This window comes from Shewanella sp. NIFS-20-20 (genome assembly GCF_019209865.1).
In the GTDB taxonomy this organism is placed as follows: domain Bacteria; phylum Pseudomonadota; class Gammaproteobacteria; order Enterobacterales; family Shewanellaceae; genus Shewanella.
On the sequence record NZ_JAHUTT010000004.1, the window covers coordinates 81,514 to 103,147 of the forward strand.

Annotated in this window: 20 protein-coding genes; 17 read left to right on the forward strand and 3 right to left on the reverse strand. The window is 48.8% G+C overall.

Annotation, left to right across the window (positions count from 1 at the left end; translation table 11 throughout):
- The 10 genes from KU855_RS02280 to KU855_RS02325 are packed head-to-tail and all read left to right on the forward strand — an operon-like array spanning nt 1 to nt 8,386.
- The gene (locus tag KU855_RS02280) at nt 1-882 is read left to right on the forward strand and encodes a MerR family transcriptional regulator (protein ID WP_218528734.1); all 882 of its coding nucleotides are present in this window, start codon (nt 1-3) and stop codon (nt 880-882) included.
- Nucleotides 875-2,278, forward strand: coding sequence for a deoxyribodipyrimidine photo-lyase (gene phrB / locus KU855_RS02285; protein ID WP_218528735.1), 1,404 nt, complete (start codon nt 875-877; stop codon nt 2,276-2,278). The genes KU855_RS02280 and phrB overlap by 8 nt, the downstream gene beginning before the upstream one ends.
- A gap of 29 nt (nt 2,279-2,307) precedes the next feature.
- Nucleotides 2,308-2,763: a nuclear transport factor 2 family protein gene (locus KU855_RS02290; protein ID WP_218528736.1), complete on the forward strand. Its 456-nt coding sequence runs from the start codon at nt 2,308-2,310 to the stop codon at nt 2,761-2,763.
- Nucleotides 2,760-3,539: an SDR family NAD(P)-dependent oxidoreductase gene (locus KU855_RS02295; RefSeq protein WP_218528737.1), complete on the forward strand. Its 780-nt coding sequence runs from the start codon at nt 2,760-2,762 to the stop codon at nt 3,537-3,539. The genes KU855_RS02290 and KU855_RS02295 overlap by 4 nt, the downstream gene beginning before the upstream one ends.
- Complete coding sequence (locus tag KU855_RS02300) at nt 3,536-4,789, forward strand: NAD(P)/FAD-dependent oxidoreductase (RefSeq protein WP_218528738.1); 1,254 nt, start codon at nt 3,536-3,538, stop codon at nt 4,787-4,789. The genes KU855_RS02295 and KU855_RS02300 overlap by 4 nt, the downstream gene beginning before the upstream one ends.
- Nucleotides 4,789-5,541 carry a DUF1365 domain-containing protein gene (locus KU855_RS02305; RefSeq protein ID WP_218528739.1) on the forward strand — a complete coding sequence of 251 codons (753 nt, stop codon included), beginning with the start codon at nt 4,789-4,791 and terminating at the stop codon, nt 5,539-5,541. Before KU855_RS02300 ends, KU855_RS02305 begins: the two co-directional genes overlap by 1 nt.
- Nucleotides 5,542-5,543: 2 nt before the next feature.
- Nucleotides 5,544-6,800: a cyclopropane-fatty-acyl-phospholipid synthase family protein gene (locus KU855_RS02310; protein ID WP_218528740.1), complete on the forward strand. Its 1,257-nt coding sequence runs from the start codon at nt 5,544-5,546 to the stop codon at nt 6,798-6,800.
- A gap of 4 nt (nt 6,801-6,804) precedes the next feature.
- Nucleotides 6,805-7,338, forward strand: a complete 534-nt coding sequence (locus KU855_RS02315; RefSeq protein WP_218528741.1) for a DUF2878 domain-containing protein — start codon at nt 6,805-6,807, stop codon at nt 7,336-7,338.
- Nucleotides 7,338-7,874, forward strand: a complete 537-nt coding sequence (locus tag KU855_RS02320) for a chalcone isomerase family protein (protein WP_218528742.1) — start codon at nt 7,338-7,340, stop codon at nt 7,872-7,874. Before KU855_RS02315 ends, KU855_RS02320 begins: the two co-directional genes overlap by 1 nt.
- On the forward strand, nt 7,862-8,386 hold the full coding sequence (locus KU855_RS02325) for a DUF3833 domain-containing protein (RefSeq protein ID WP_218528743.1): 525 nt from the start codon (nt 7,862-7,864) through the stop codon (nt 8,384-8,386). The genes KU855_RS02320 and KU855_RS02325 overlap by 13 nt, the downstream gene beginning before the upstream one ends.
- Nucleotides 8,387-8,402: 16 nt before the next feature.
- Here KU855_RS02325 and KU855_RS02330 read toward each other — a convergent pair whose 3' ends face one another.
- On the reverse strand, nt 8,403-8,741 hold the full coding sequence (locus tag KU855_RS02330; RefSeq protein WP_218528744.1) for a DUF3634 family protein: 339 nt from the start codon (nt 8,739-8,741) through the stop codon (nt 8,403-8,405).
- 412 nt (nt 8,742-9,153) lie between these two features.
- On the opposite strand from KU855_RS02330, the gene KU855_RS02335 reads away from it, so the two are divergent.
- The 5 genes from KU855_RS02335 to KU855_RS02355 all read left to right on the forward strand — a co-directional run bounded on the left by KU855_RS02335 (nt 9,154) and on the right by KU855_RS02355 (nt 14,752).
- Complete coding sequence (locus tag KU855_RS02335; protein WP_218528745.1) at nt 9,154-10,254, forward strand: polyamine ABC transporter substrate-binding protein; 1,101 nt, start codon at nt 9,154-9,156, stop codon at nt 10,252-10,254.
- Between the two features lie 67 nt (nt 10,255-10,321).
- The gene (potA, locus tag KU855_RS02340) at nt 10,322-11,461 is read left to right on the forward strand and encodes a polyamine ABC transporter ATP-binding protein (RefSeq protein WP_218528746.1); all 1,140 of its coding nucleotides are present in this window, start codon (nt 10,322-10,324) and stop codon (nt 11,459-11,461) included.
- Nucleotides 11,458-12,360: an ABC transporter permease subunit gene (locus KU855_RS02345; protein WP_371316309.1), complete on the forward strand. Its 903-nt coding sequence runs from the start codon at nt 11,458-11,460 to the stop codon at nt 12,358-12,360. The genes potA and KU855_RS02345 overlap by 4 nt, the downstream gene beginning before the upstream one ends.
- The gene (locus KU855_RS02350; RefSeq protein WP_218528747.1) at nt 12,357-13,157 is read left to right on the forward strand and encodes an ABC transporter permease subunit; all 801 of its coding nucleotides are present in this window, start codon (nt 12,357-12,359) and stop codon (nt 13,155-13,157) included. The genes KU855_RS02345 and KU855_RS02350 overlap by 4 nt, the downstream gene beginning before the upstream one ends.
- Before the next feature lie 113 nt (nt 13,158-13,270).
- Entirely contained in the window at nt 13,271-14,752 is a 1,482-nt protein-coding gene (locus KU855_RS02355; RefSeq protein ID WP_218528748.1) for a PAS domain S-box protein, read from the forward strand.
- 39 nt (nt 14,753-14,791) lie between these two features.
- Here KU855_RS02355 and KU855_RS02360 read toward each other — a convergent pair whose 3' ends face one another.
- Nucleotides 14,792-15,799, reverse strand: a complete 1,008-nt coding sequence (locus KU855_RS02360) for a DUF2955 domain-containing protein (protein WP_218528749.1) — start codon at nt 15,797-15,799, stop codon at nt 14,792-14,794.
- Nucleotides 15,789-16,895: an HlyD family secretion protein gene (locus tag KU855_RS02365; RefSeq protein ID WP_218528750.1), complete on the reverse strand. Its 1,107-nt coding sequence runs from the start codon at nt 16,893-16,895 to the stop codon at nt 15,789-15,791. The genes KU855_RS02360 and KU855_RS02365 overlap by 11 nt, the downstream gene beginning before the upstream one ends.
- 426 nt (nt 16,896-17,321) lie before the next feature.
- On the opposite strand from KU855_RS02365, the gene KU855_RS02370 reads away from it, so the two are divergent.
- Both KU855_RS02370 and KU855_RS02375 read left to right on the forward strand, forming a co-directional pair.
- On the forward strand, nt 17,322-18,545 hold the full coding sequence (locus KU855_RS02370; protein WP_218528751.1) for a dicarboxylate/amino acid:cation symporter: 1,224 nt from the start codon (nt 17,322-17,324) through the stop codon (nt 18,543-18,545).
- 384 nt (nt 18,546-18,929) lie between these two features.
- Complete coding sequence (locus tag KU855_RS02375; RefSeq protein WP_218528752.1) at nt 18,930-21,590, forward strand: glycoside hydrolase family 16 protein; 2,661 nt, start codon at nt 18,930-18,932, stop codon at nt 21,588-21,590.
- The last annotated feature ends 44 nt before the right edge of the window (nt 21,591-21,634 follow it).

Here is a 21,634-nt window from a genome sequence, read left to right on the forward strand (position 1 = left end):
ATGGGCACACAATCGCTCGCCAAACCCGCCTTGACGCCAGCCGCCATGCTGAGCATTGGTGAGGTCTCCAAGATCACCGGGGTCAATACAGTGACGCTGCGGGCGTGGCAGCGGCGCTTTGGTTTATTAAATCCAATGCGCACCCCCAAGGGCCATCGGCTCTATCGTGAGAGTGATGTCGAACTTATCCGCCAAATACTCCATTGGCTCGATGCTGGGGTGAGTATCAGTAAGATTAAGCCGTTATTAGCCTCGCCCGCGGCGTTCGCCCCAGCGACGTCCCATGAATGGCAACATCAATGCGGATTATTGTTGCAGGCGGTTGCCCAGCTTAATGGGCCGCAATTGCAGCAGTTACTCGATGAATACCAAGCCTTGTATCCAGCCGCCGTGTTACAGCAACAGTTGTTTGCACTGTGGTTTCATCAGCTGCCAAGTTGGTTGAGCGAGCGCGAAGATGGCGACGGTTTACGTGATTGGTTATTGCAACAATTGCACTGGCGCCTTAAGCCCTGTTTTCGCCAAGGCGCTAAGGTGGCACTGCTGGCATTAGCCGATAGCGATCCTTGGGACCATTGGCGGGTGTGTTGGCTGTTGTGCCAACATGGACTGTCTTATGTCGACTTGGGGCAATTGCCGCTGCCACAAGTCAAATTGCTGGCCGGGCGGCTTGCCCCAACCACATGGTTGGCACTGGCGGGGCCTAAAGCTTCGGCGCCATTGACGGATGCGATAGCTGGCTTGGCTAAGTGCGGCAGTCCCCTTTATTTAGTGGGACAGTTTGCGCCGCTATGGCCTGATAACCAAGTGCATCAAGCTCAGGATTGGGCTCAACTCAGTGAATTACTGGCAACGGAAGCGAATAAGGGGCGCCATGAATAGTACCCATCTGGTGTGGTATCGCCGTGATTTAAGAGTGGCAGATCATCGCCCCTTGTTTGAAGCGATGAGCAGCGCCCGTGCTCAAGGGCAGCGGGTGAAATGTTTGTATATCGCGACCCCAGCGCAATGGCAGCAGCATCATTTCGCCGCCATCGGAGTGGATTATCTGGAGCGCCACCTCAATTTATTAGCCGCGGCACTGGCCAGTCTTGGGGTCGAACTAGACGTGGTGGAGTTGGCCGATTTTAGCCTAATTCCCTCTTGGTTCGCTGAATATCGGCAGCAGCAACGGTTGGTGGCTGTGTATGCCCACAGCGAGCCGGAATGGAATGAGCGTCAACGTGATGAGGCGGTCGGCGCCGTGGTGCCGCTGCATTTGTTCGATGAGCACTGCTTGTTAGCACCAGGTACAGTGTTGACTCAACAAGGCTCAATGTATCAAGTGTTTACGCCCTTTAGTCGCCAATGGAAACAGTTGGCGCTTCAGCAAGATATTCAGCCGTTACCTGTGCCAGCACCGATGGGGAGTGTATTTACTCCCGCCGCGCCGATTGTATTGCGAGCCCGCAAACGCGATTCGAGCTTGTTTATGGCCGGAGAGGGGCCGGCGCGCCGTCAACTGCAAGGGTTTATTGCCGGCAAGTTGCACCATTATGCTGACTGTCGCGATCTGCCTGCAGTCTTGGGCACCAGTGGGTTATCGCCATGGTTGGCGCTGGGCGTGCTTTCCCCGAGGCAATGCTTGGCCGAGGTGCTTGCCAGTGTAACCGATGCACTTAGCGAGACTAGTCCGGCCAAAACGTGGGTTAATGAACTGATTTGGCGCGAGTTTTATCGGCATTTATTAGTGATTTATCCGCGCCTAAGTCGCGGCAAAAATTTCAACCCTAAGGCGGATGCCATTCAATGGCGCAACTTGCCAGATGAATTTGAACGTTGGTGTCAGGGGCAAACCGGTTATCCCTTAGTCGATGCTGCCATGCGTCAATTAAATCAAACCGGTTGGATGCACAACCGTCTGCGGATGGTCACGGCCAGTTTCTTGACCAAGCACTTACTGATCGACTGGCGCTGGGGCGAGGCCTATTTCAGTCAGCAATTGATTGATGCTGATTTAGCGGCCAACAACGGCGGCTGGCAATGGTCGGCGGGCACAGGTTGTGATGCCCAGCCCTATTTCCGAGTCTTTAATCCGTTACTGCAAAGCAAAAAATATGATCCAGACGCCGAGTTTATTCGTAAATATGTGCCGGAGTTAGCGGGGCAGCAAACAAAAAATATCCATCAACTGAATAACTTAAACTCAAGCAGCCAGCAAGCTTATCCGGCGCCTATGGTGGAGCATTCGCTCGCTAGAACCCGAGCATTACAAGCCTTTGCTGTGATGAAAGCCTAACCATGATGGATCATTATCGAGGGAGAAATATGTCGGCATCTACACCTAGTTTGGTCAGCCAAGCCTCATTGCTTGAGGCATTTTTGGCGTTATATCAGGAGCTGAATAAGGATAATTTACACCGGTTAGCCGAAGTCTACGATCAACAGATTAGCTTTATCGATCCCTTGCACAGTATCGAGGGGTTAACCCAGTTACAGCATTATTTTGCCGGCATGTATGCCAATGTGGAGTCGCTGCAGTTTGAGATTGCATCTTGCCTGACACAAGACAATCAAGCCGCGATATTTTGGACCATGCACTTTAGTCACTCCAAGCTTAATCGTGGCCACAGCATCGAGGTCAAAGGCATGACGCACTTACGGATGAACGACAAGATTATTTACCACCGAGATTATTTTGATGCTGGCCAAATGCTATATCGGCATGTGCCGTTATTAGGCTCGGCCATTAAGGCGATTAATCGCCGTTTGGCGGTCTCATGACGGCCTATATCAAACAAGTGTTGATCACCGGCGCCAGTTCAGGGATCGGCGCGCAATTAGCTAAGGATTATCTGGCGTTAGGCTATCGGGTATTTGCTTGTGGTCGAAATGCCGAGCGCCTAAATGCCATCCCCGGGGTGTTTGGGCTGGTGTTTGATATGGACGTGCGTGAAGGGGTGCAAAGTGCCGGGCGGTATCTTGCTCATGAGCTCGGCGGCCAGCCACTGGATATTATCATTCTTAACGCGGGCACCTGTGAATATATTGATGATGCAATCAATTTCGATGATCAATTATTTGCGCGGATCATTCATACCAATTTAATTGCGACTGGTTATTGTTTAGCCGCATTTTTGCCCCTGTTGGCAAAAGGGGGGCGGCTTGGGCTAATGAGCTCATCGGCGACCTTTTTACCCTTGCCAAGAGCTGAGGCTTATGGCGCATCGAAAGCTGGGATCAGCTATTTAGCCGCCAGCTTAGGGGTTGACTTGGCGGCCGCTAATATCAGTGTTAGCTGTATTTCGCCGGGGTTTGTTGCCACGCCGCTCACCGATAAAAATGATTTCCCTATGCCGATGCGTATCAGTGTAGATAAGGCCGCTGGCGCCATCATTCGCGGCCTAGACAAACGCCAGCATCAAATCAATTTCCCGAGAGGGTTTATCGTTTTAATGAAGTTAGTTAGCTGGTTACCTTATCGCTGGTGGGTAAAGCTGATGGGTCAACAAAATAACAAGAGCACTAAGGTGCCGGATATTCAGGGATTGAAAAAATGAAGAAAATTGCGATTGTGGGGAGCGGGATCTCGGGATTAACTGCAGCACATTTATTGAGTGAGCGTTTTGATGTTACCGTGTTTGAAGCCAATGACTACATTGGTGGCCATACCGCGACTATCGATGTCGAACTTGGCGGTAAGGCGTATGCCATCGACACGGGGTTTATTGTATTTAACGATCGCACTTACCCTAACTTTGAAAAACTGCTGGCCAGAATTGAGGTCAAACCTAAGCCGACCGAGATGAGTTTTTCGGTACAAAACTTAGCGACGGGGCTGGAGTTTAATGGTCATACCCTGATGACTATGTTTGCGCAAAAATCAAATCTACTGAAACCTCAGTATTGGCATTTCTTGAGTGAAATCGTGCGCTTTAATCGTTTATGTAAGCAGTATTATCAACAAGATCATTTCCCCTCGAGCAAGCTAGGTGATTTTTTGGTCTTAGAAGGTTTTAGTGATTTTTTCTGCCAACATTACATCTTACCGATGGGCGCCGCCATTTGGTCCACCAGTTTAGAGGATATGCGCGCTTTCTCGTTGCGCTTTTTTGTGCGATTTTTCCAACATCACGGCTTACTCGATCTCACGCATCGGCCACAATGGTATGTGCTTGAGGGGGGATCGCGTAGCTATATCCCAGGGCTGATTGCCCCATTGAGTGGCAAGATACGCCTTAATACCCCAGTGACGGCAATCACTCGCCACCCAAACGGGGTGGAGTTAGTGACTGGCGCCAATGACATCTGCCATTTCGATGACGTGATTTTAGCCTGTCATAGCGATCAAGCCTTAGCCATGCTGCAAGATGCTAGTGACAGCGAGAAAGACATTCTTGGGCAAATGCACTACCGCAACAATGAGGTGGTATTGCACACCGACACGAGTTTATTACCGGCGCGCCGAGGGGCGTGGGCCAGTTGGAACTATCGTCTCGATGGGGATAATTCCCGCCCGTCGGCAGTCACTTACAATATGAAAATTCTGCAAGGATTAGCCGATGATGCGCCAGTGTTTTGTGTCAGCTTAAATCAAACCTCGGCTATCAATCCCAGCAAAATCCTGCGGCGCTTTAATTATTCCCACCCAGTGTTTGACGAGCGCAGTTTGGCGGCAGCAGGGCGAAAAGCTGAGATCTGTGGCCAACGTCATACCTATTTTGCCGGCGCCTATTGGCTCAATGGCTTTCATGAAGATGGCGTCAATAGCGCCTTGGATGTGTGCCGTCAGTTTGGAGTGACGCTCTAATGACGGCGATACACAGTGGCATTTATCACGGCCAAGTATTTCATCATCGATTTACCCCGGTGGTGCATCAATTTGCTTACGATTTGGGGTTATTGTGGTTAGATCTCGATGAGTTGGCGCTGCTGGAAAACACCAGCAGGTTATTTTCGAGCCAGCGTTGGGCCCCCTTACGTTTTAAGGCCAGTGATTATGTCAATGACGAGCAGGTGACTAACCAATGTCCGCAGGCGTTGAAGCGGCGGGTGCTGGCCAAGGTCGAGAGTCTTGGTGGCTTGGATGCCATCGATAAGGTGTGCTTTGCTGGGCAAGTGCGTCATTTTGGTTGCTACTTTAGCCCGGTGAATTTCTTTTACTGCTACCAAGGGCAACAACTGTGTTATTTACTTGCCGAAGTCAGTAATACCCCGTGGAACCAGCGCCATTGCTATTTGGTGGATGTAAAGACTCATCCGGTGCTTGCAAAAGTCTTTCATGTCTCGCCGTTTATGGATCTCAATATGAATTATCACTGGCGGGTCACCCCACCAGCGCAACAACTACAGCTGACCATAGAAAACCGCCGTGATAGCAAGGTGTTTATGGCGAGTTTAGCCCTCGAGCGGCGCCCATTTACCTCAACCCATCTGCGCCAATGGTTATGGCGCTTTCCAGTGATGACAATCACCATTATGGCCGGCATTTATTGGCAGGCATTGAAATTATGGCTCAAACGCGTGCCCTTTATTGCGCACCCAACCAAAATGGAGAAATAACCATGGACAACGCAGTAAGCAGTGTCGCATCGCAAACGCTGTCAGATAGCTTGGCTAAGCGTGTGATAAAGAGTGCGCTTCAACGTTTATCGAATGGTTACTTAAGCGTGACGGATCACGATGGCACCGAACAATATGGCGATCGCACATCCAATTTGCATGCAGACATTCATGTGATTAATCCCGCCTTCTATCGGCAAGTGCTTTTGGGCGGGTCGATTGGCGCAGGTGAGGCTTATATTGCCGGTGATTGGCAAAGCTCGGATCTGACGCGAGTCATCCAACTTTTTGCGCGGAATTTACCTATCTTAGAGCAAGTGGAGCGCACCTGGTCTTGGGCGGTAAAACCCTTTACTCGGCTGGGACACTTAGTCAATCGCAACTCGGTGACCGGCTCAAAGCGCAACATCGTCGCCCACTACGATTTAGGCAATGAGATGTATCAGCAGTTTCTCGATAGTGAGATGCTATACTCCAGTGCGATTTACCCCGATGAACACAGTGATTTAGAGCAAGCGCAACAACACAAGCTGGCCATGATTTGTGAACGTCTCGATTTACGTCCGGGAATGACCTTGTTGGAAATTGGCACTGGCTGGGGGGCGTTGGCGATTTACGCGGCGCAGCATTATGGGGTCAAGGTCACCACTACCACGATTTCGGATGAGCAATATGCCTATGCTCGTCAGCGGGTGCAGCAACTGGGCTTAGAGGATCAGGTGACCTTGTTGACTGAAGATTATCGTCACCTCAGTGGCCAATATGATCGCTTAGTGTCTATCGAGATGATCGAAGCGGTCGGGCATGAATATTTACCCGGCTTCTTTAACAAACTCAATCAATTGCTTAATGATCAAGGGCGTTTGTTGATCCAAGCGATCACCATCAGTGATCAACGATATGATCAATATCGTAAAGGCGTCGATTTTATTCAGAAATACATTTTTCCCGGTGGCTGTTTGCCCAGTGTCAGCCTGATGGCACAGTTGATTTCCAAGCAAAGCGATATGGTGATTTTGGGGCTGGATGATATCGGTCGAGATTATGGCCGTACGTTAGCCCATTGGCATGAGAAATTTGATCATGCCCGCGAACATCTGCAATCACTGGGTTACGGTGATGATTTTATCCGGATGTGGAAATTTTATCTGAGCTATTGTGAAGGTGGCTTTATTGAGCGTACCACCAGTGCTGTGCATTTAGTGGCGGTGAAACCTGGTTATCGACTCGCGCCCGTTGCCACAGCGCAGCAAGGTTAGCACCATGGAGCATCGGCAGCGTCTCGCCCCTTCACCAACGCGCAGCATGATGTTGGTGGATTTGGTCCGGTTTCAAGTAGCGTGGTGGTCATTGGTGTTATTAGGCCAATCGGGCCTAGTTATCGGCGTTATCTTACTGCTAATCCAATTTAGGCTCAGCCAGAGGCGAGTTGCCGATGGGATTGTTATGGCCGCCATTGCCATGCCCGGGGTGCTAATGGATGCGATGGCAAGTTACTTTGGCTTATTTGAATTTGCCGGTTTACCTGTATGGTTGGCGCTGCTGTGGTGCCATTTTGGCTTAAGTTGCCAGTACAGTTTGCGACCTGTACTAGGCCTTAATGCCTGGTGGGTGCTAGTGATTGGTGCCCTCGGTGGCAGTGCCAGTTATTGGGCGGGCGTTCAGCTTGGGGCGGTGAGCTCAAGTCTTAGCGGCCCAGAATTGGTGATGTATTTAATGCCCTTATGGGCCGGGGTGTTTATTTACGCTAAAACCATCATAGAAACTCAGGCCATGATGCCAGCGGAGACTCACTAATGGCGCGGTTATGGTTATTGGCGGCGCTGGCAAGCGTGCTAATGGCGCTCGGCCCAAGGGCGAGTGCCCAGGCTCAAGAACCCGCGGACGATAAATCATGGCAAGTGGTTGGCCGCACCCAAATGAGCGTGATGTGGTTTGATATTTATCGCGCCACCCTCACCAATCCTAGCGGTGAATATCAGGCGTTTACACCGCCGCTGAAACTCGAGATTGAATACCAGCGCGACATTAGCGCAGCTGATTTGGTGAGTGCCACCGATGAACAGTGGCAACATCTGGGGGTATTCAATGATTATCGACAGGCGTGGGTTCAGCAATTACAAGGACTGTGGCCCGATGTTAGCGAGGGTGATCGCTTAGCCTTGATGTGGTACGCCGATGGTAGCAGCCAATTCTACTTTAATGATCAGGCCATAGGTTCACGCTTGGCCGCTCAATTTGGTCATTGCTTTTTGGCCATTTGGTTATCCCAACATACGAGCCACCCCCAGCGTCGGCTGGAACTTATCGGAGAGACATCATGCGATTGTTAGTATTTATTGCCTTACTGTTTGGGCTCATGGCGTGTGGTAGCGTCGATATCGAAGAGTATCAAGATTCGGGGCCTGAGTTAGTGTTATCACGCTTTTTTGAGGGGGAGCTCAAAGCCTATGGCATGGTGCAGGACTACCAAGGCTTAGTGACACGGCGCTTTGTCGTGACCATGACCGGGACCTGGCAAGATGGCGTTGGCATCTTAGATGAAGACTTTGTCTATGATGATGGCGAAACTCAAAAGCGTATCTGGACTTTAACTGAGCTGGGTAATGGCGCCTATCAAGGGCGCGCGGATGACATTATTGGGGTGGCCAGCGGTCAGGCTGTCGGCAGTGCATTGCGCTGGCGTTACGATATGCTGCTCCCTGTGGATGGGCAAGAATATCAGGTACATTTTGATGATTGGATGTACTTAATTGATGACACCACCTTGATCAATAAAAGCGATATCATCAAGTTTGGAGTCACTGTGGCAACAGTGACCTTAGTCATCCAAAAACAAGGCTAACCCGCGAGTAAAGCCCTTAAGCGCGGCGACCGCCATCATCTGATTTGCGCTCATAGTATTCGAACGGAAATAGATTGCGGATCTGCTGGCTGGTGTTGTCACTGACATTGGCTGAGATATGCAACCGCACGTGGCCGGCGCGCTCGGCCCGAATCGTGCAAGTGAGTTTTTCGGCTTTAGCAATGGCTCTCACGTCGCGCTCAAATTTATCTTGGATTTTGCCTTTGTGACTGTTGAGCCGGCCTTCTTTAAAATGCATTTCAAAGAGTGTCAGCCCGCGTTTCGCGCCGAAGATAAAACGGTAAATCAGATAAAACACGACGATTACAAAAGCCAGTTTAAGGGCAATATCCATTGAGCGCTCTCCACGTTAATCCAATAGTTAACCAAGGTTTATTTGTGCCGTATCCGTTAGTTAAACGCAAGTAGATTCGATGATTTCTAACCTACGTTAATGGTGCGAGCCAAACCGCGAGCCCGATCAAGTTTTCACGGTCTCGATAAATTGTAAATTTATCGGTCAAATAAACGGCCATTTAGTTGTTTGAGTCAAAAATCTGATGGATTCTCGCTGACTTTTACGGCAATCGTGATACATTACGCGACCAAAAATTTGTCGGGTTAATCTAACCATTGGTTAGCCTGTTGTTGCCGTTTTCCGGGTGCTTGTGTGATAAGAAACCACAATCAATCTCAGTGGTTACTTGGGTGTTATTGGACCAAGTGGTGCCAACACCTCGTCCGGGTGGTTTTGTGAGGAGTAAAGCATGAAGCTACTAAAGTTAGCTGTGAGTTCTTGTGTTTTGATGGCGTCAGTCTTGAGCAGCGCCGTGGTCAACGCAGAAGAAGTGGTCCGCGTCTATAACTGGTCAGATTATATTGCCCCTGGAGTATTGCAGGATTTTGAAAAAGAAACCGGCATTCGGGTCATATATGACGTGTTCGATAGCAATGAAGTGCTAGAAGCTAAGTTATTGTCGGGCCGAAGCGGTTATGATTTGGTGGCCCCCACCAATCATTTTTTGGCCAAGCAAGCACAAGCGGGCGCGTTTATGCCATTGGACAAGTCAAAACTGACTAACTACGCCAAGCTCAATCCGGTGTTGATGCAACAGCTGCAAAGTGCCGATCCTGACAATCGCTACGGGGTACCTTACCTTTGGGGCACAACCGGTCTTGGCTTTAACCAAGATAAAGTGCGCGCAATCTTGGGGGAAGACGTCAAAGTGGATTCATTCTCGATGATTTTCGACCCGGCCAATGCGGAAAAATTAGCGCAATGTGGCATTTCATTTTTGGACTCTCCCGATGAAATGATCCCACATGCCTTACTGTATTTAGGCTTAGATCCGAACTCGACCTCCAAGGCCGATTATAAAAAAGCGGGCGAATTGCTGACGAGTGTGCGTCCATACGTGCGGTATTTTCATTCTTCCAAATTTGTGACGGATTTGGCCAATGGCGACATTTGTATGGCCTTTGGTTTCTCCGGCGATATTTTCCAAGCCGCTGCGCGGGCCGATGAAGCCGACACCGGCAACAATATCGAGTATGTGATCCCTAAAGAAGGGGCCAACTTGTGGTTTGATATGCTGGCGATCCCTGCCGATGCCAGAAACAGTGATAACGCTCATCAGCTGTTGGATTACCTCATGCGCCCTGAGGTTATCGCCAAGATTTCTAATTACGTGGCCTATGCCAATGCCAATGTGCCGGCACAAGCGTTAATGGATGATGACATCAAGAATAACCCTGCCATTTATCCCCCAGGCGAGGTGATGTCGAAACTGTTTATGAATGAAACCCGCTCTCTTAAAGCCCAGCGCGATATGACTCGGGTATGGACTCGAGTGAAATCGGGACACTAATCCTGCCTTAAACATCGTCTAATGTCTTTCGGCCAGCTTACCGCTGGCCTTTTTTTCTGGATTTGCTATGACTCAAAATAAGTCGGTAGTGGCACCTTCGCTTGCAGCCAAGAGTGCCACTGATGTGCTATTGAAAATTGATAACGTGAGTAAAGTGTTTGACGGTGTCCGCGCCGTTGACGAAGTGTCCTTATCTATCGAGCGCGGTGAAATATTTGCATTGCTTGGTGGATCAGGTTCAGGCAAAACTACCTTGCTGCGTATGTTGGCTGGGTTTGAAAAACCGACCTCGGGACGCATTTATCTCGACGGCCAAGATATTACCGATTTACCGCCTTATGAGCGCCCCATCAATATGATGTTTCAATCCTATGCGTTATTTCCGCATATGACGGTTGAGCAGAATATTGCCTTTGGTTTGAAGCAAGATAAATTGCCAAAAGTGCAAATCGCCGCCCGCGTACAAGAAATGCTTAAATTGGTGCGCATGGAGCAATTTGCGAAACGTAAGCCCCATCTGTTGTCCGGTGGCCAGCGCCAGCGGGTGGCATTGGCACGTTCATTAGCCAAACGCCCTAAATTATTATTGCTCGATGAGCCCATGGGGGCGCTCGACAAAAAGCTGCGCACTGAGATGCAGCTAGAAGTAGTGGAAATTCTTGAACGCGTCGGCGTTACTTGTGTGATGGTCACTCATGATCAAGAAGAAGCCATGACCATGGCTGGCAGAATGTCGATTATGAGTGACGGCTGGGTCATTCAGACCGGCACCCCGCAAGACATTTATGAAAGCCCTAATAGTCGCATGGTCGCAGAGTTTATTGGCTCGGTGAACTTATTTGAAGGCGAGATTGTAGAGGACATGGCGGATCATGTGATCATCGCCTCAGCGAGTTTGCCACAGCCCTTTTATCTTGGCCATGGTATTACAACCAAGCTCGATGATCGCCAAGTGTGGTTAGCGGTGCGCCCGGAAAAGACCTTAGTCAGTAAAATACAACCGCAACAGGAATATAACTGGGCCGAAGGTACGGTGCATGATATAGCCTATTTAGGTGGCACCTCTGTGTATTATATTCGTCTCAGTAATCGTCAGTTAGTGCAATGCTCGATGTTAAATCGTGAGCGCGGCGCCGATCATCCGACCTGGGATGATAAGGTGTTTATTAGCTGGGACGATACCAGTGCCGTGGTGCTGAATTCATGATGGCGCGGGGGCGTTCAGCGCGCGTAGGGCAAGTGTTTTCAATCGGCATACCTTATGTGTGGCTCGTGCTGTTTTTTGCCTTGCCTTTTGCCATAGTGATCAAGCTCAGCTTTTCATCGGCGGCCATGGCCATTCCACCTTATGAGCCGATGTTCAATTTCGCCGATGAGATGCTGCAGGCTGTGTTAAATCTGGGTAACTACTTGTTGTTACTCGATGATCCCTTGTACCTAGAGGCCTATCTTGGCTCGATCAAAATGGCGGGTATTGCCACGTTAGGCTGCTTAATCTTGGGTTACCCAATGGCTTACGCCATTGCCAAGGTATCACCGCAACGTCAAGCCTTGTTATTGTTGTTGGTGATGTTACCAAGCTGGACATCGTTTTTAATTCGTATTTATGCCTGGATGGGATTACTAAGTCACAATGGCTTAATCAATCAAGCCCTGCTGTCAGTGGGCGCCATTGAGCAGCCATTGGCGATATTAAATACCGATGTAGCGGTCTATATCGGCATGATTTACGCGTATTTGCCGTTTATGATCTTACCTTTGTATGCCAATCTTTCGCGCCAAGATCAGAGTTTATTGGAAGCCGCGGCCGATCTCGGCGCCCACAAGTTCACCAGTTTTTGGCATGTGACTTTACCCTTGTCATTCAGCGGCGTAATGGCTGGCTGTATGCTGGTATTTATTCCGGCGATTGGTGAATTTGTTATTCCTGAATTGCTAGGTGGGCCAGACTCTTTGATGATTGGTCGCGTGTTATGGCAAGAGTTCTTTAATAATCGTGATTGGCCAGTGGCGTCGGCATTAGCTGTGGTGATGTTGTTATTATTGGCCCTTCCCATTGCCTGCTTTAATCATTATCAAGCCAAGAGCATGGAGGCCGCGCGATGAAATCCCTGAGTTTATCAAAGGTTGGCTTGATTGCCGGACTGGCATTTTTATATGCGCCATTAGTGATCTTGGTGGGGTACTCCTTCAATGCCTCAAAATTGGTGACGATTTGGGGCGGGTTTTCGACTAAATGGTATGGCGAGTTGATGCGCGATGAGCAGATCTTAGATGCGGTCTGGACTAGTCTAGTGATTGCCTTTAACTCTGCGACCATGGCTGTGATATTAGGCACCTTAGCGGCGATGGTGATCACCCGCTTTCGTGCCTCGCGCTTACGCACCAGTATGTCGACGATGGTGACGGCCCCATTAGTCATGCCAGAAGTCATTACCGGCTTATCCTTATTACTCTTGTTTGTGCATATGGCCGACTTTCTTGGCTGGCCGGCTGAACGTGGACGTTTAACCATTTGGATTGCTCATTCGACGTTTAGTGCCGCCTACGTTGCTGTCATCGTGTCATCGCGTTTACGGGAACTTGACCGCTCGATTGAAGAGGCGGCCATGGATTTAGGTGCGAGCCCGATGAAAACCTTTATGTTGATCACTGTGCCCATGATTGCGCCATCCTTAATGGCAGGGTGGTTATTGGCCTTTAGCTTGTCTCTCGATGATTTAGTGATTGCCAGTTTTACCTCAGGCCCTGGCGCCACCACCTTGCCGATGGTGGTGTTTTCATCGGTGCGGATGGGGGTGTCACCAAAGATTAATGCGCTGGCTACCTTGATTATCGTGGCGGTGGCATTGGTCGCATTAGTGAGTTGGTACTTCATGCGGCGCAAGCCTGACAAATGTTAAACCCCAAAGGAGCCATAAATGGCTCTTTTTGTATTTTCGGCATTGAAAATTGGGCAGTATTTTAGAGTCTCTTCTACAATAATTGTTATGTTATCGAATGAGATGGATCTCTTATGAGTTTTTTCAAAAATTTATTTTCCAGTCCTGCCCTCACAGTACAAACCGTCAAACATACGCCAGAGGTGCAAGCACCGGTGTCGGCGGCGGTAACTGACAGCACGAAACAATTACTCGATCAAGCCTGTGATGCGGTGGTCAGTATTGATGATAACAATGCCGTGACTTATATGAATCCTGCCGCGGAAGCGCTGTGGGGTTACCGTGCCGATGAAGTGATTGGTCACAATGTCAAAAAATTAGTGCCTGAACAATTTCGAAATCAACATGATGATTTTGTGAATGAAAATCGCCGTACTAAAAAAGATAAAATTGTCGGCAAGTTTCGCGAAGTCGAATTGGTTAAAAAGGATGGCAGCCGAGCGTGGGTGAGTCTGTCGTTGTCGCGAGTGCAAAGTGGCGCGGTCATCGGCTATACCGCCTTTGTACGGGATATCAGTAAAGAGCGGCGCGCGCGGGATGAAACCAAGCAGATTTTGCAACAAGCGATTGATGCGGTGGTCACCATCGACAGTCAAAACCGGGTTACCTTCTTTAACCCTGCGGCAGAAGCCTTGTGGGGCTATCATCACAAGGAAGTCATCGGCCAGAATGTTAAGATGTTAGTGCCGATTGATATCCAAGCTAAACACGATGATTTAGTCAATCGTAATCGCCGTACCGGTGAAGACAAGATTGTCGGCAAGAGCCGAGAAATTAAGATGTTCCGCAAAGATGGCTCTGAGGTTTACGTCAATTTATCGCTGTCAAAAGTCTCCATTGATAATGATATCGGCTATACCGCGTTTGTGCGCGACATTACCAAGCAACGCGTGGCCCAAGAAACCGTCAACCAAACCTTATCTCAAGCGTTAGATGCGGTCGTGACCATTGATGATAAAAATATTGTCACCTTCTTTAATGCTGCCGCAAGTGCATTGTGGGGGTACTCCTGTAAGGATGTGATCGGTAAAAATGTCAAGATGCTCGTCCCGATGGAGATCCAAGCATCCCATGATGATTTGGTTAACCGTAACCGTCGTACCGGTGAAGATAAGATCGTCGGTACGACCCGTGAAGTGCCCATTTTCCGTAAGGATGGCACCCAAGCTTGGGGGTTATTGTCGTTATCTAAGATAAGCTTTGACGGCAAAATTATGTATACCGCTTTTGTGCGTGACGTGACCCGCGAGGTCAATCAACGTAATGATATGAATGTCATTATGGAGAATGTCGCGAAATCCAGCCAAGAGATCGCCAATATCGCCAAAGTGATTGATGGCATGTCATCGCAAACGAATTTATTGGCATTGAATGCTGCAATTGAGGCTGCAAGAGCCGGTGAACATGGCCGCGGTTTTGCTGTGGTCGCAGATGAGGTGCGCCAATTAGCATCAAGGTCATCTGAGTCGACCACTGAAATTAATAAACTTTCAGAAGATACCAGCCGCTTTTTAAATGAATTGGCTGGCCTACTGAGTGATTCAGTGAAAAAGTAGTTAGCGGCTCAGTTCGTCACCGCAACTAGGCTTGGGCTTTCATTTGAGGTGTTCGTTGGCTTTGACGGGGTTGGGTTGGACCAAGATGAGTACCAATAAGCCAATGATGACGGCAGTTAAAATAGCGACTAGGCGAATAAAATCATTATATAAAGCATCGCCTCCGCTTTCACTAATGCCTTTAAATAACAAGATCACAAAGCCACTGTATAATAATTGCAAACTGTTATTGCTGGCTTGACGTGAGAACGCGTAAATCCCCATCGCCATGGCGGACACCACACTGATGCCATATTGAATCACCAAATTGACTTCAATCGCGGCTAGCACTAAGGGGGGCATAGCAAACATAAAGCCCACCGCGGTAGTCAGTAGACGCCGTCGCCCATAGTCTTTGCCGCCAATGGGGTTGGGATCTTTGATGACGTTAGCCAGGGTGATTGACATAATGGCTGATTGTGACAAATCTAAACTAATAAACCCCCAGAGACAGGTAAAAATCGCCAAGGCTTTCAGGAGTAAGTGCCAAATCTCACTATGGACTTGTTGGTGAGGTTGAGATGCTGCCACCGCGACCATATATCCACCAGGAAATAGAATAAAGCCAACATAGGTCAGCAATCCGGCCAACATTAATTCTTTAAACAGTTGTCCTGGCAATTGGCTAACATCGATCCCCAATTGCCGATTAAAATAACTGACGAGCACTAAAGTGATAAGCATTAAGGTCGATAGAATATCACTGGGGTTTTCGCGAGCGCGATGCATACACCAATATAAAATCACAAACAGTAAGCCGTAGTAGACCATCGGATTATTGATTAATGACTGGCTGATATAAGCTTGGATCCAAGCGCTAATAAATAACACGATGCCAATTTTGATGATCATCATCGGTGCAGGGCTGCGTTGACATAAGCAAAACAGTAAAGCTAACAACATTGGGCCAAAGGCGGGCAAATCAGAACCAAACGTCTGCTGCCAAAACAGAAAGCTGATTGGCAGTACGCTGAGTCTTAAAAGGGCATTGGCCGGGCTACGAAACATAGGTCAAATAACTCCATACCCAAGTCCATATTGACAGTAACCCCTCACCTAGGCTGGATTGGTCCGGATAAAAACTGACCATGGCTCGCCCACCATAGCGCTGTACCAGTTGTTGGGCATCATTATCGAGATTGATGTTAACTGGAAACCGTTGCGGATGTTGTTGCCCTGTGGGAGAAATGAATAAACCGGTCGCTTGATCTGTTTGTAAATTGCCATTGCCACTACTGCCCCAACCAATGGATGCCACCGAGCCGTGAAAGGTTTGGCCGGGATAAGCGTCAAAGACAATTTTCACTGGTGTGCCGGGTTTGAGATAAATCAGAGAGTTTTCTCGCAGCATGGCCGTCACCCAAGTATGCTGATTATTAATAAAGGTGACCAAAGGATGACCGGCAATGGCATAGTTGCCGGCGGCTAGGGTTAAGTTGGTAATGACACCATCATCCGGTGCATAGATTTTGGTATAGGACTCATTGAGTAATGCCTGATTTAACTGATTGAGGGCAGCTTGCAACTGTGGGTTGTTTTTACCTTCGGGGCCCATGGCCGTCTTGGCTCGTATCAGTGCAGCTTGTGCTTGTGCGAGTTGCGCCTGAGCGGCTTTTAACTGATCTTGACTGTCTTCCATGGCTTGGGTACTGACGACGCCATTTTTGCCCAGCGCACTCATACGCTCGGCGTGCTTGGAACTATTTTCTTGTTTAATTTTCGCGGTCACCAAGTTAGCTTGTGCTTCGGCAATCCCTGCCGAATCAGCACCGAGGGCCTGACTGGTTTGTTGCAGATTCAAGCGGGCGGCGATGACATTTAACTGAGCTTGGCTGTTATCCAAAGTAATTAGTGGTTGACCTTGGGTCACATTGGCATTGTTAGCCACCAGGATTTGTGAAATATCTGCGGAGACTTGTGGGGTCAATTGGATCAGTTGTGCATTGACTCTGGCATGGGTGGTCATTGGAGTGACGCGGTCGGCCCATAAGGTATATATCCAGATCACAACGACCGTAATGAGTAACAGCCAAGTGAGGCGCTTCGATGATTTGATGGTAGCCGATTGAGCGTGAGTTTCATTGGTTTCTTGTTGTTCTGACATGGCAAATGAGCCTCACATGGGTAACGTCAGTAATCATTAGTAGCCTATAAGTTTAGTGGCTAATATCACTGCGGGAACGTTTGTAAATTAAATGTTTTAAAGTTTAGGTATATCAATTGCTTGTTATTGTTATCAAGCAAACACTATGGTGGCGCGTTGGTTTGTTTCTTGGGGGGAATAGGGTTATTTTGTCAGCAACTTTGTTTTTTGGCTAAATTTTGCCACCAATCACCACGAATAATTTTTGATTGGCCATTATTCTGCGCATTTGTTTGAGAATAATTAAGTTAATTAGCATTAATTTTATGATTTAAATATTATTTGTCGGTTTGACGTGGTGATTCACATTAATCCATCGCAGGGCTATGGTATTGTTTGAGCATGATAATAAAGATCATCAAAATGAAGATGATCGAGGGAGTAAGCATGTTGAAACAATCGTATTTAAGCAATATTGGTGTGCAAGTCGTGATCGCCATGATCATTGGCGCATTGGTCGGCTGGGGCATGGGCGATGGCGCCGCGATATTCGCACCATTAGGCACCATTTTTATCAGCTTGGTAAAAATGTTAGTGATCCCTTTAGTGTTGGTGTCAATTGTTGCCGGCGCCGCCAGTTTGGGCAATAGCCCATCTGCTGGAAAAATCGGCCTGGGTACCTTTGGCTTTTTCTTAGTGACCTCGGGTATTGCGGTCGCGTTGGCGTTAGTCATGGGAGTGGTATTTCAGCCGGGTGCTGGTGTCGACTTTGCCGGACATGGCCAAGATCTGATGACGGTCACTGCCGAGCAGGGCCAGGTGCCTGGCGCGATTGATACCTTGATTGGCATGATCCCAACCAATGTGTTTGAATCGCTCAATGGCGGTAATATTCTGCAAATCCTCGTATTTAGTATCTTCTTTGGTATTGCGTTGACTAAGGTCAAAGGCGATGGCGCTAAACCGATTATTAGTGGCCTAAATACTACAGTTGATGCCTTTGTGTGGATGATCAACTGCGTGATGATTATTGCCCCTATCGGCGTGTTTGGTCTGATGGCTGACTCTGTGGGGACCTTTGGATTTCAAGCGCTGGAAGTGGTATTTAAACTCTTCGCGGTCTTTGTGGCAGCCATTTTGATTTACGGCTTTATCTTCTTCCCGTTAATGGTCAAATTATTCTCTAAGGTGTCGGCACGGCAATTTATCTCGGCCATGAAGAAACCGCAGGTGATGGCATTATCGACGGCCTCATCGATGGCGACTTTACCTGTCAACATGGAAACCTGTGAGCAAGATCTCGGGGTGTCTAAGGCAACCACTTCATTTGTACTGCCCTTGGGCGCGACCATCAACATGAGTGGTAACGCGATTTACTACGGCCTGGTGGCCATGTTCTTCGCCCAGATGTATAACATCGACCTGACGATGACCGCCTATATCGCCATTATTCTGACCTCGACCTTGGGTGCCATTGGCCAAGCCGGCGTGCCAGGCCCTTCATTCTTAGTTGTCGCGGTGTTGCTGGCGGCAGGTATTCCGATCGATGGCTTGCCATTGTTGTTTGCCCTTGACCGCGTGTTCGACATGATCAGAACCTCGCTCAACATTACCGGCGATGCGGCTTGTGCGATTATTATGGATAGATTTAGCCCAGAAAAATCTACCTAAGCCACTAATAATAAATGATAACTTTTAAAAGGGTAAGCGCTGGCTTACCCTTTTTTATTGCTGATTTCTTGTAATGACAGCTGTCACTTTAGTCGCCGTGCTGGCTTGCCCATCATCCCCCCCATTCCATTGTTAGCTGGCCATTGGCGTCATTGCCCTTCCCAAAAAATCATTAATAGTTGAATTACTAGCATTTATTGCCTAAATGTTAAATTAATGTGTTATTTGTGGTTGATTTTTACGCAAGCGTCCATTAGGTTAATCCTTAGGTAAGCGCTTACATTTTTTATGGCGCTTTTTAATCAACGAAAAATGTAAGCGCTTTCAAACTGATGGGATTCGCCTATCAATGCGAAATATTTTGAGAAAGTTGAGGCTCTAACAATGAATAAAAGTGCGAGTAGGCTCAAATGGTTATCTGCTGGACTGGTGACGCTGGCCATTAGCGGCTGCGGTGGTAATAGTAATACGTCAACAACGATCACCCCATCACCTGAGGCGGCGCCCAGTCCTGGGTGGGTGATGGTTTGGAATGATGAGTTTGATGACACCAGTATTGATGCGAATAAATGGAACCACGAAGTCAATTGTGCTGGGGGGGGCAATCAAGAAAAGCAATGTTATACCGATGCCCCTGAGAACTCATTTTTAGCCGACGGCATGCTTAATATTGTGGCGCTACCTGCCGCCTCGGGAGCAGAAAAACCTTATACCTCGGCGCGGCTTACCACCAAAGACAAAGCGGATTTTACTTATGGCCGTTTTGAAATGCGCGCTAAATTACCGAGTGGTCAAGGCAGTTGGCCAGCCTTTTGGTTATTGCCTACCGATAATGTCTACGGCATTTGGCCAAAGTCGGGTGAAATTGACATCATTGAATCCGTTAATTTAAAGGCAGCAAATGCCGACGGCAACCCTGAATCTTATGTGTATGGCACCCTCCATTATGGCCGTGAATCCCCCGCCAATGAACAATCGGGTAAAGCCTATTTGTTGCCCGATGGTGTCAACCCTGCCGATGATTTTCACACCTATGCTATCGAATGGCAGCAAGGTGAAATTCGTTGGTATGTCGATGATTACTTGTATGCGACTCAACGTCGCTCCGAAGTCCGTTTTAACGCCAAAGGCGAAGGCGTTGGCTTAGCTCATAAAGGCTGGTTCACTGAGTTTTTCGACCAATCTACCGGGCAAAAAAATGTGGTGTGGGGGGATGAGCCCTTTGATCAAGACTTTCATATCATTCTCAATTTCGCTGTGGGTGGCAATTGGCCTGAATCGGTCAATGAAACTGGCATAGATGCGAGCGCATTCAATGAAAGCAACCCGTATCAGATTGATTATGTCAGGGTGTTTGAATGTGAAGCTAACCCGGACACAGGCAAAGGCTGTGAGACTGTGCGCCCAGGCTACGATCAACTCGATGATGCGCTGGTCGAAGGCAAGGCGCCTGCGCCCATTCCACCGTCTGATGGTGTCGCGCGTAATCTAACCATTTTTGATGGCACGCCTAACCCGAACTGGCCTGCTTGGGATTGCTGTGGTGGTTCGACGCCAACGCTGGTAGATGATGCCGACAAAGGCTCGGTCTATCGTTTTGTCGTCGGTGATTCACCTACGGTTAATGGCTTTATTACTCGTCAAAGTTTTATCACAGATCCTAACGGTACACCGTCACCGTTTGACGCTTCCCCCTTGATTGCTAATGGCACATTGAGTTTCGCAATGAAATTAGTCACGGCGCCGAGTAATTCAGACGCCCTATGGCTGGTCAAGCTGGAAAGCAATGAAGGCACAACCGCGGTTGAAGTGCCAATCACCACCAGTGCTGAAGGGGTGGCACCAGCAGTGGGCCAATGGCAAACCTATACCTTTTCATTGCAAACCTTGGCGGATGCGGGCTTAGATTTGTCTGCTATTGACGTTGTGATGATATTTCCAAGCTGGGGACTTGGCAGCGGCGCAGAATACCTTGTCGATGAGGTCACGATTGCTCAGCCTGATGGCGCACTGCCGCAATTAGTGGTGTTTGAAGATGATGTTAACCCTAATTGGCCCATGTGGGATTGCTGTGGCGGCTCAACGCCAGAAACTGTCTCTGATGATGCCGACCATGGTGTGGTTTCACAATTTAGTATTGGCGCGTCTCCCACTGTGATGGGCTATATCAATCGCAGTGAGTTTGGCGGCAGCAACATGCCATTTGATGCCAGCGCCTTGTTAGACGGCGGGGTTGTCCAGTTTGACCTGAAGATTGTTAATGGTCCTTCAGATCCCGCTACTCCCTGGTTATTTAAAGTCGAGTCAGATAACGGCGCCACTGCAGTTGAAGTTAATTTGGCGAACTCGACGGAAGGGCAAGTACCTAGCATTCAATGGCAAACCTTTACTTTCCCTATGCAAACATTGGCCGATGCTGGATTGGATGTATCCGCAATTGATGTATTGATGATGTTCCCCGCCTGGGGTCAAGGTGAAGGTGCGGTTTATCGCGTAGATAACGTCAAAATCCACAAACCTGGGGCGACAAGCCCGAATGAGCCTGCGAACGTGCTGACAGTATTTGCCGACACAGTCGCCCCACAATGGTCACTTTGGGATTGTTGCGGTGGCACCACGCCGATGGCCGTCACTGATGATGCTGAGTATGGCGCAGTGGCTGAATACAGCGTGGGTGGGCAACCAACCGTACTGGGCTTTTTTGCCGATGATGGTGTTTACCATGATGCCGCCAGTGACGTGGCCACAGGGGTCGTGCGGTTTGAGTTGAAAGTGGTTAATGCACCTATCGATAGTAGCTCTACTTGGCTGTTTAAGATTGAATCGGGTGATGCGGCCACGGCCGTTGAGCTTCCGCTTACCGCTAGTAACGAAGGGGTCGCACCGACCACTGGGCAGTGGCAGACCTACACCTTCCCACTGCAAACCTTGGCTGATGCCGGCTTAGATACCAGCGCCATTGATGTGATTATGATTTTCCCCGCATGGGGCACTGGTGATGGCGCGCTCTTTCGAGTTGATAACGCAATAGTGGGTACGCCTTAATGGCTACCCAAGCCTTAAGCTCACACTTAACATACAAAATAATT

What these genes read in the sequence shown, in the direction of transcription:
- KU855_RS02305 (WP_218528739.1), top strand. Translation starts at nt 4,789, where the DNA reads ATGACGGCGATACACAGTGGCATTTATCACGGCCAAGTATTTCATCAT.
- KU855_RS02280 (WP_218528734.1), top strand. Translation starts at nt 1, where the DNA reads ATGGGCACACAATCGCTCGCCAAACCCGCCTTGACGCCAGCCGCCATG.
- KU855_RS02320 (WP_218528742.1), top strand. Translation starts at nt 7,338, where the DNA reads ATGGCGCGGTTATGGTTATTGGCGGCGCTGGCAAGCGTGCTAATGGCG.
- phrB (WP_218528735.1), top strand. Translation starts at nt 875, where the DNA reads ATGAATAGTACCCATCTGGTGTGGTATCGCCGTGATTTAAGAGTGGCA.
- KU855_RS02350 (WP_218528747.1), top strand. Translation starts at nt 12,357, where the DNA reads ATGAAATCCCTGAGTTTATCAAAGGTTGGCTTGATTGCCGGACTGGCA.
- KU855_RS02360 (WP_218528749.1), bottom strand. Translation starts at nt 15,799, where the DNA reads ATGTTTCGTAGCCCGGCCAATGCCCTTTTAAGACTCAGCGTACTGCCA.
- potA (WP_218528746.1), top strand. Translation starts at nt 10,322, where the DNA reads ATGACTCAAAATAAGTCGGTAGTGGCACCTTCGCTTGCAGCCAAGAGT.
- KU855_RS02355 (WP_218528748.1), top strand. Translation starts at nt 13,271, where the DNA reads ATGAGTTTTTTCAAAAATTTATTTTCCAGTCCTGCCCTCACAGTACAA.
- KU855_RS02365 (WP_218528750.1), bottom strand. Translation starts at nt 16,895, where the DNA reads ATGTCAGAACAACAAGAAACCAATGAAACTCACGCTCAATCGGCTACC.
- KU855_RS02335 (WP_218528745.1), top strand. Translation starts at nt 9,154, where the DNA reads ATGAAGCTACTAAAGTTAGCTGTGAGTTCTTGTGTTTTGATGGCGTCA.
- KU855_RS02295 (WP_218528737.1), top strand. Translation starts at nt 2,760, where the DNA reads ATGACGGCCTATATCAAACAAGTGTTGATCACCGGCGCCAGTTCAGGG.
- KU855_RS02345 (WP_371316309.1), top strand. Translation starts at nt 11,458, where the DNA reads ATGATGGCGCGGGGGCGTTCAGCGCGCGTAGGGCAAGTGTTTTCAATC.
- KU855_RS02325 (WP_218528743.1), top strand. Translation starts at nt 7,862, where the DNA reads ATGCGATTGTTAGTATTTATTGCCTTACTGTTTGGGCTCATGGCGTGT.
- KU855_RS02310 (WP_218528740.1), top strand. Translation starts at nt 5,544, where the DNA reads ATGGACAACGCAGTAAGCAGTGTCGCATCGCAAACGCTGTCAGATAGC.
- KU855_RS02290 (WP_218528736.1), top strand. Translation starts at nt 2,308, where the DNA reads ATGTCGGCATCTACACCTAGTTTGGTCAGCCAAGCCTCATTGCTTGAG.
- KU855_RS02300 (WP_218528738.1), top strand. Translation starts at nt 3,536, where the DNA reads ATGAAGAAAATTGCGATTGTGGGGAGCGGGATCTCGGGATTAACTGCA.
- KU855_RS02315 (WP_218528741.1), top strand. Translation starts at nt 6,805, where the DNA reads ATGGAGCATCGGCAGCGTCTCGCCCCTTCACCAACGCGCAGCATGATG.
- KU855_RS02330 (WP_218528744.1), bottom strand. Translation starts at nt 8,741, where the DNA reads ATGGATATTGCCCTTAAACTGGCTTTTGTAATCGTCGTGTTTTATCTG.
- KU855_RS02375 (WP_218528752.1), top strand. Translation starts at nt 18,930, where the DNA reads ATGAATAAAAGTGCGAGTAGGCTCAAATGGTTATCTGCTGGACTGGTG.
- KU855_RS02370 (WP_218528751.1), top strand. Translation starts at nt 17,322, where the DNA reads ATGTTGAAACAATCGTATTTAAGCAATATTGGTGTGCAAGTCGTGATC.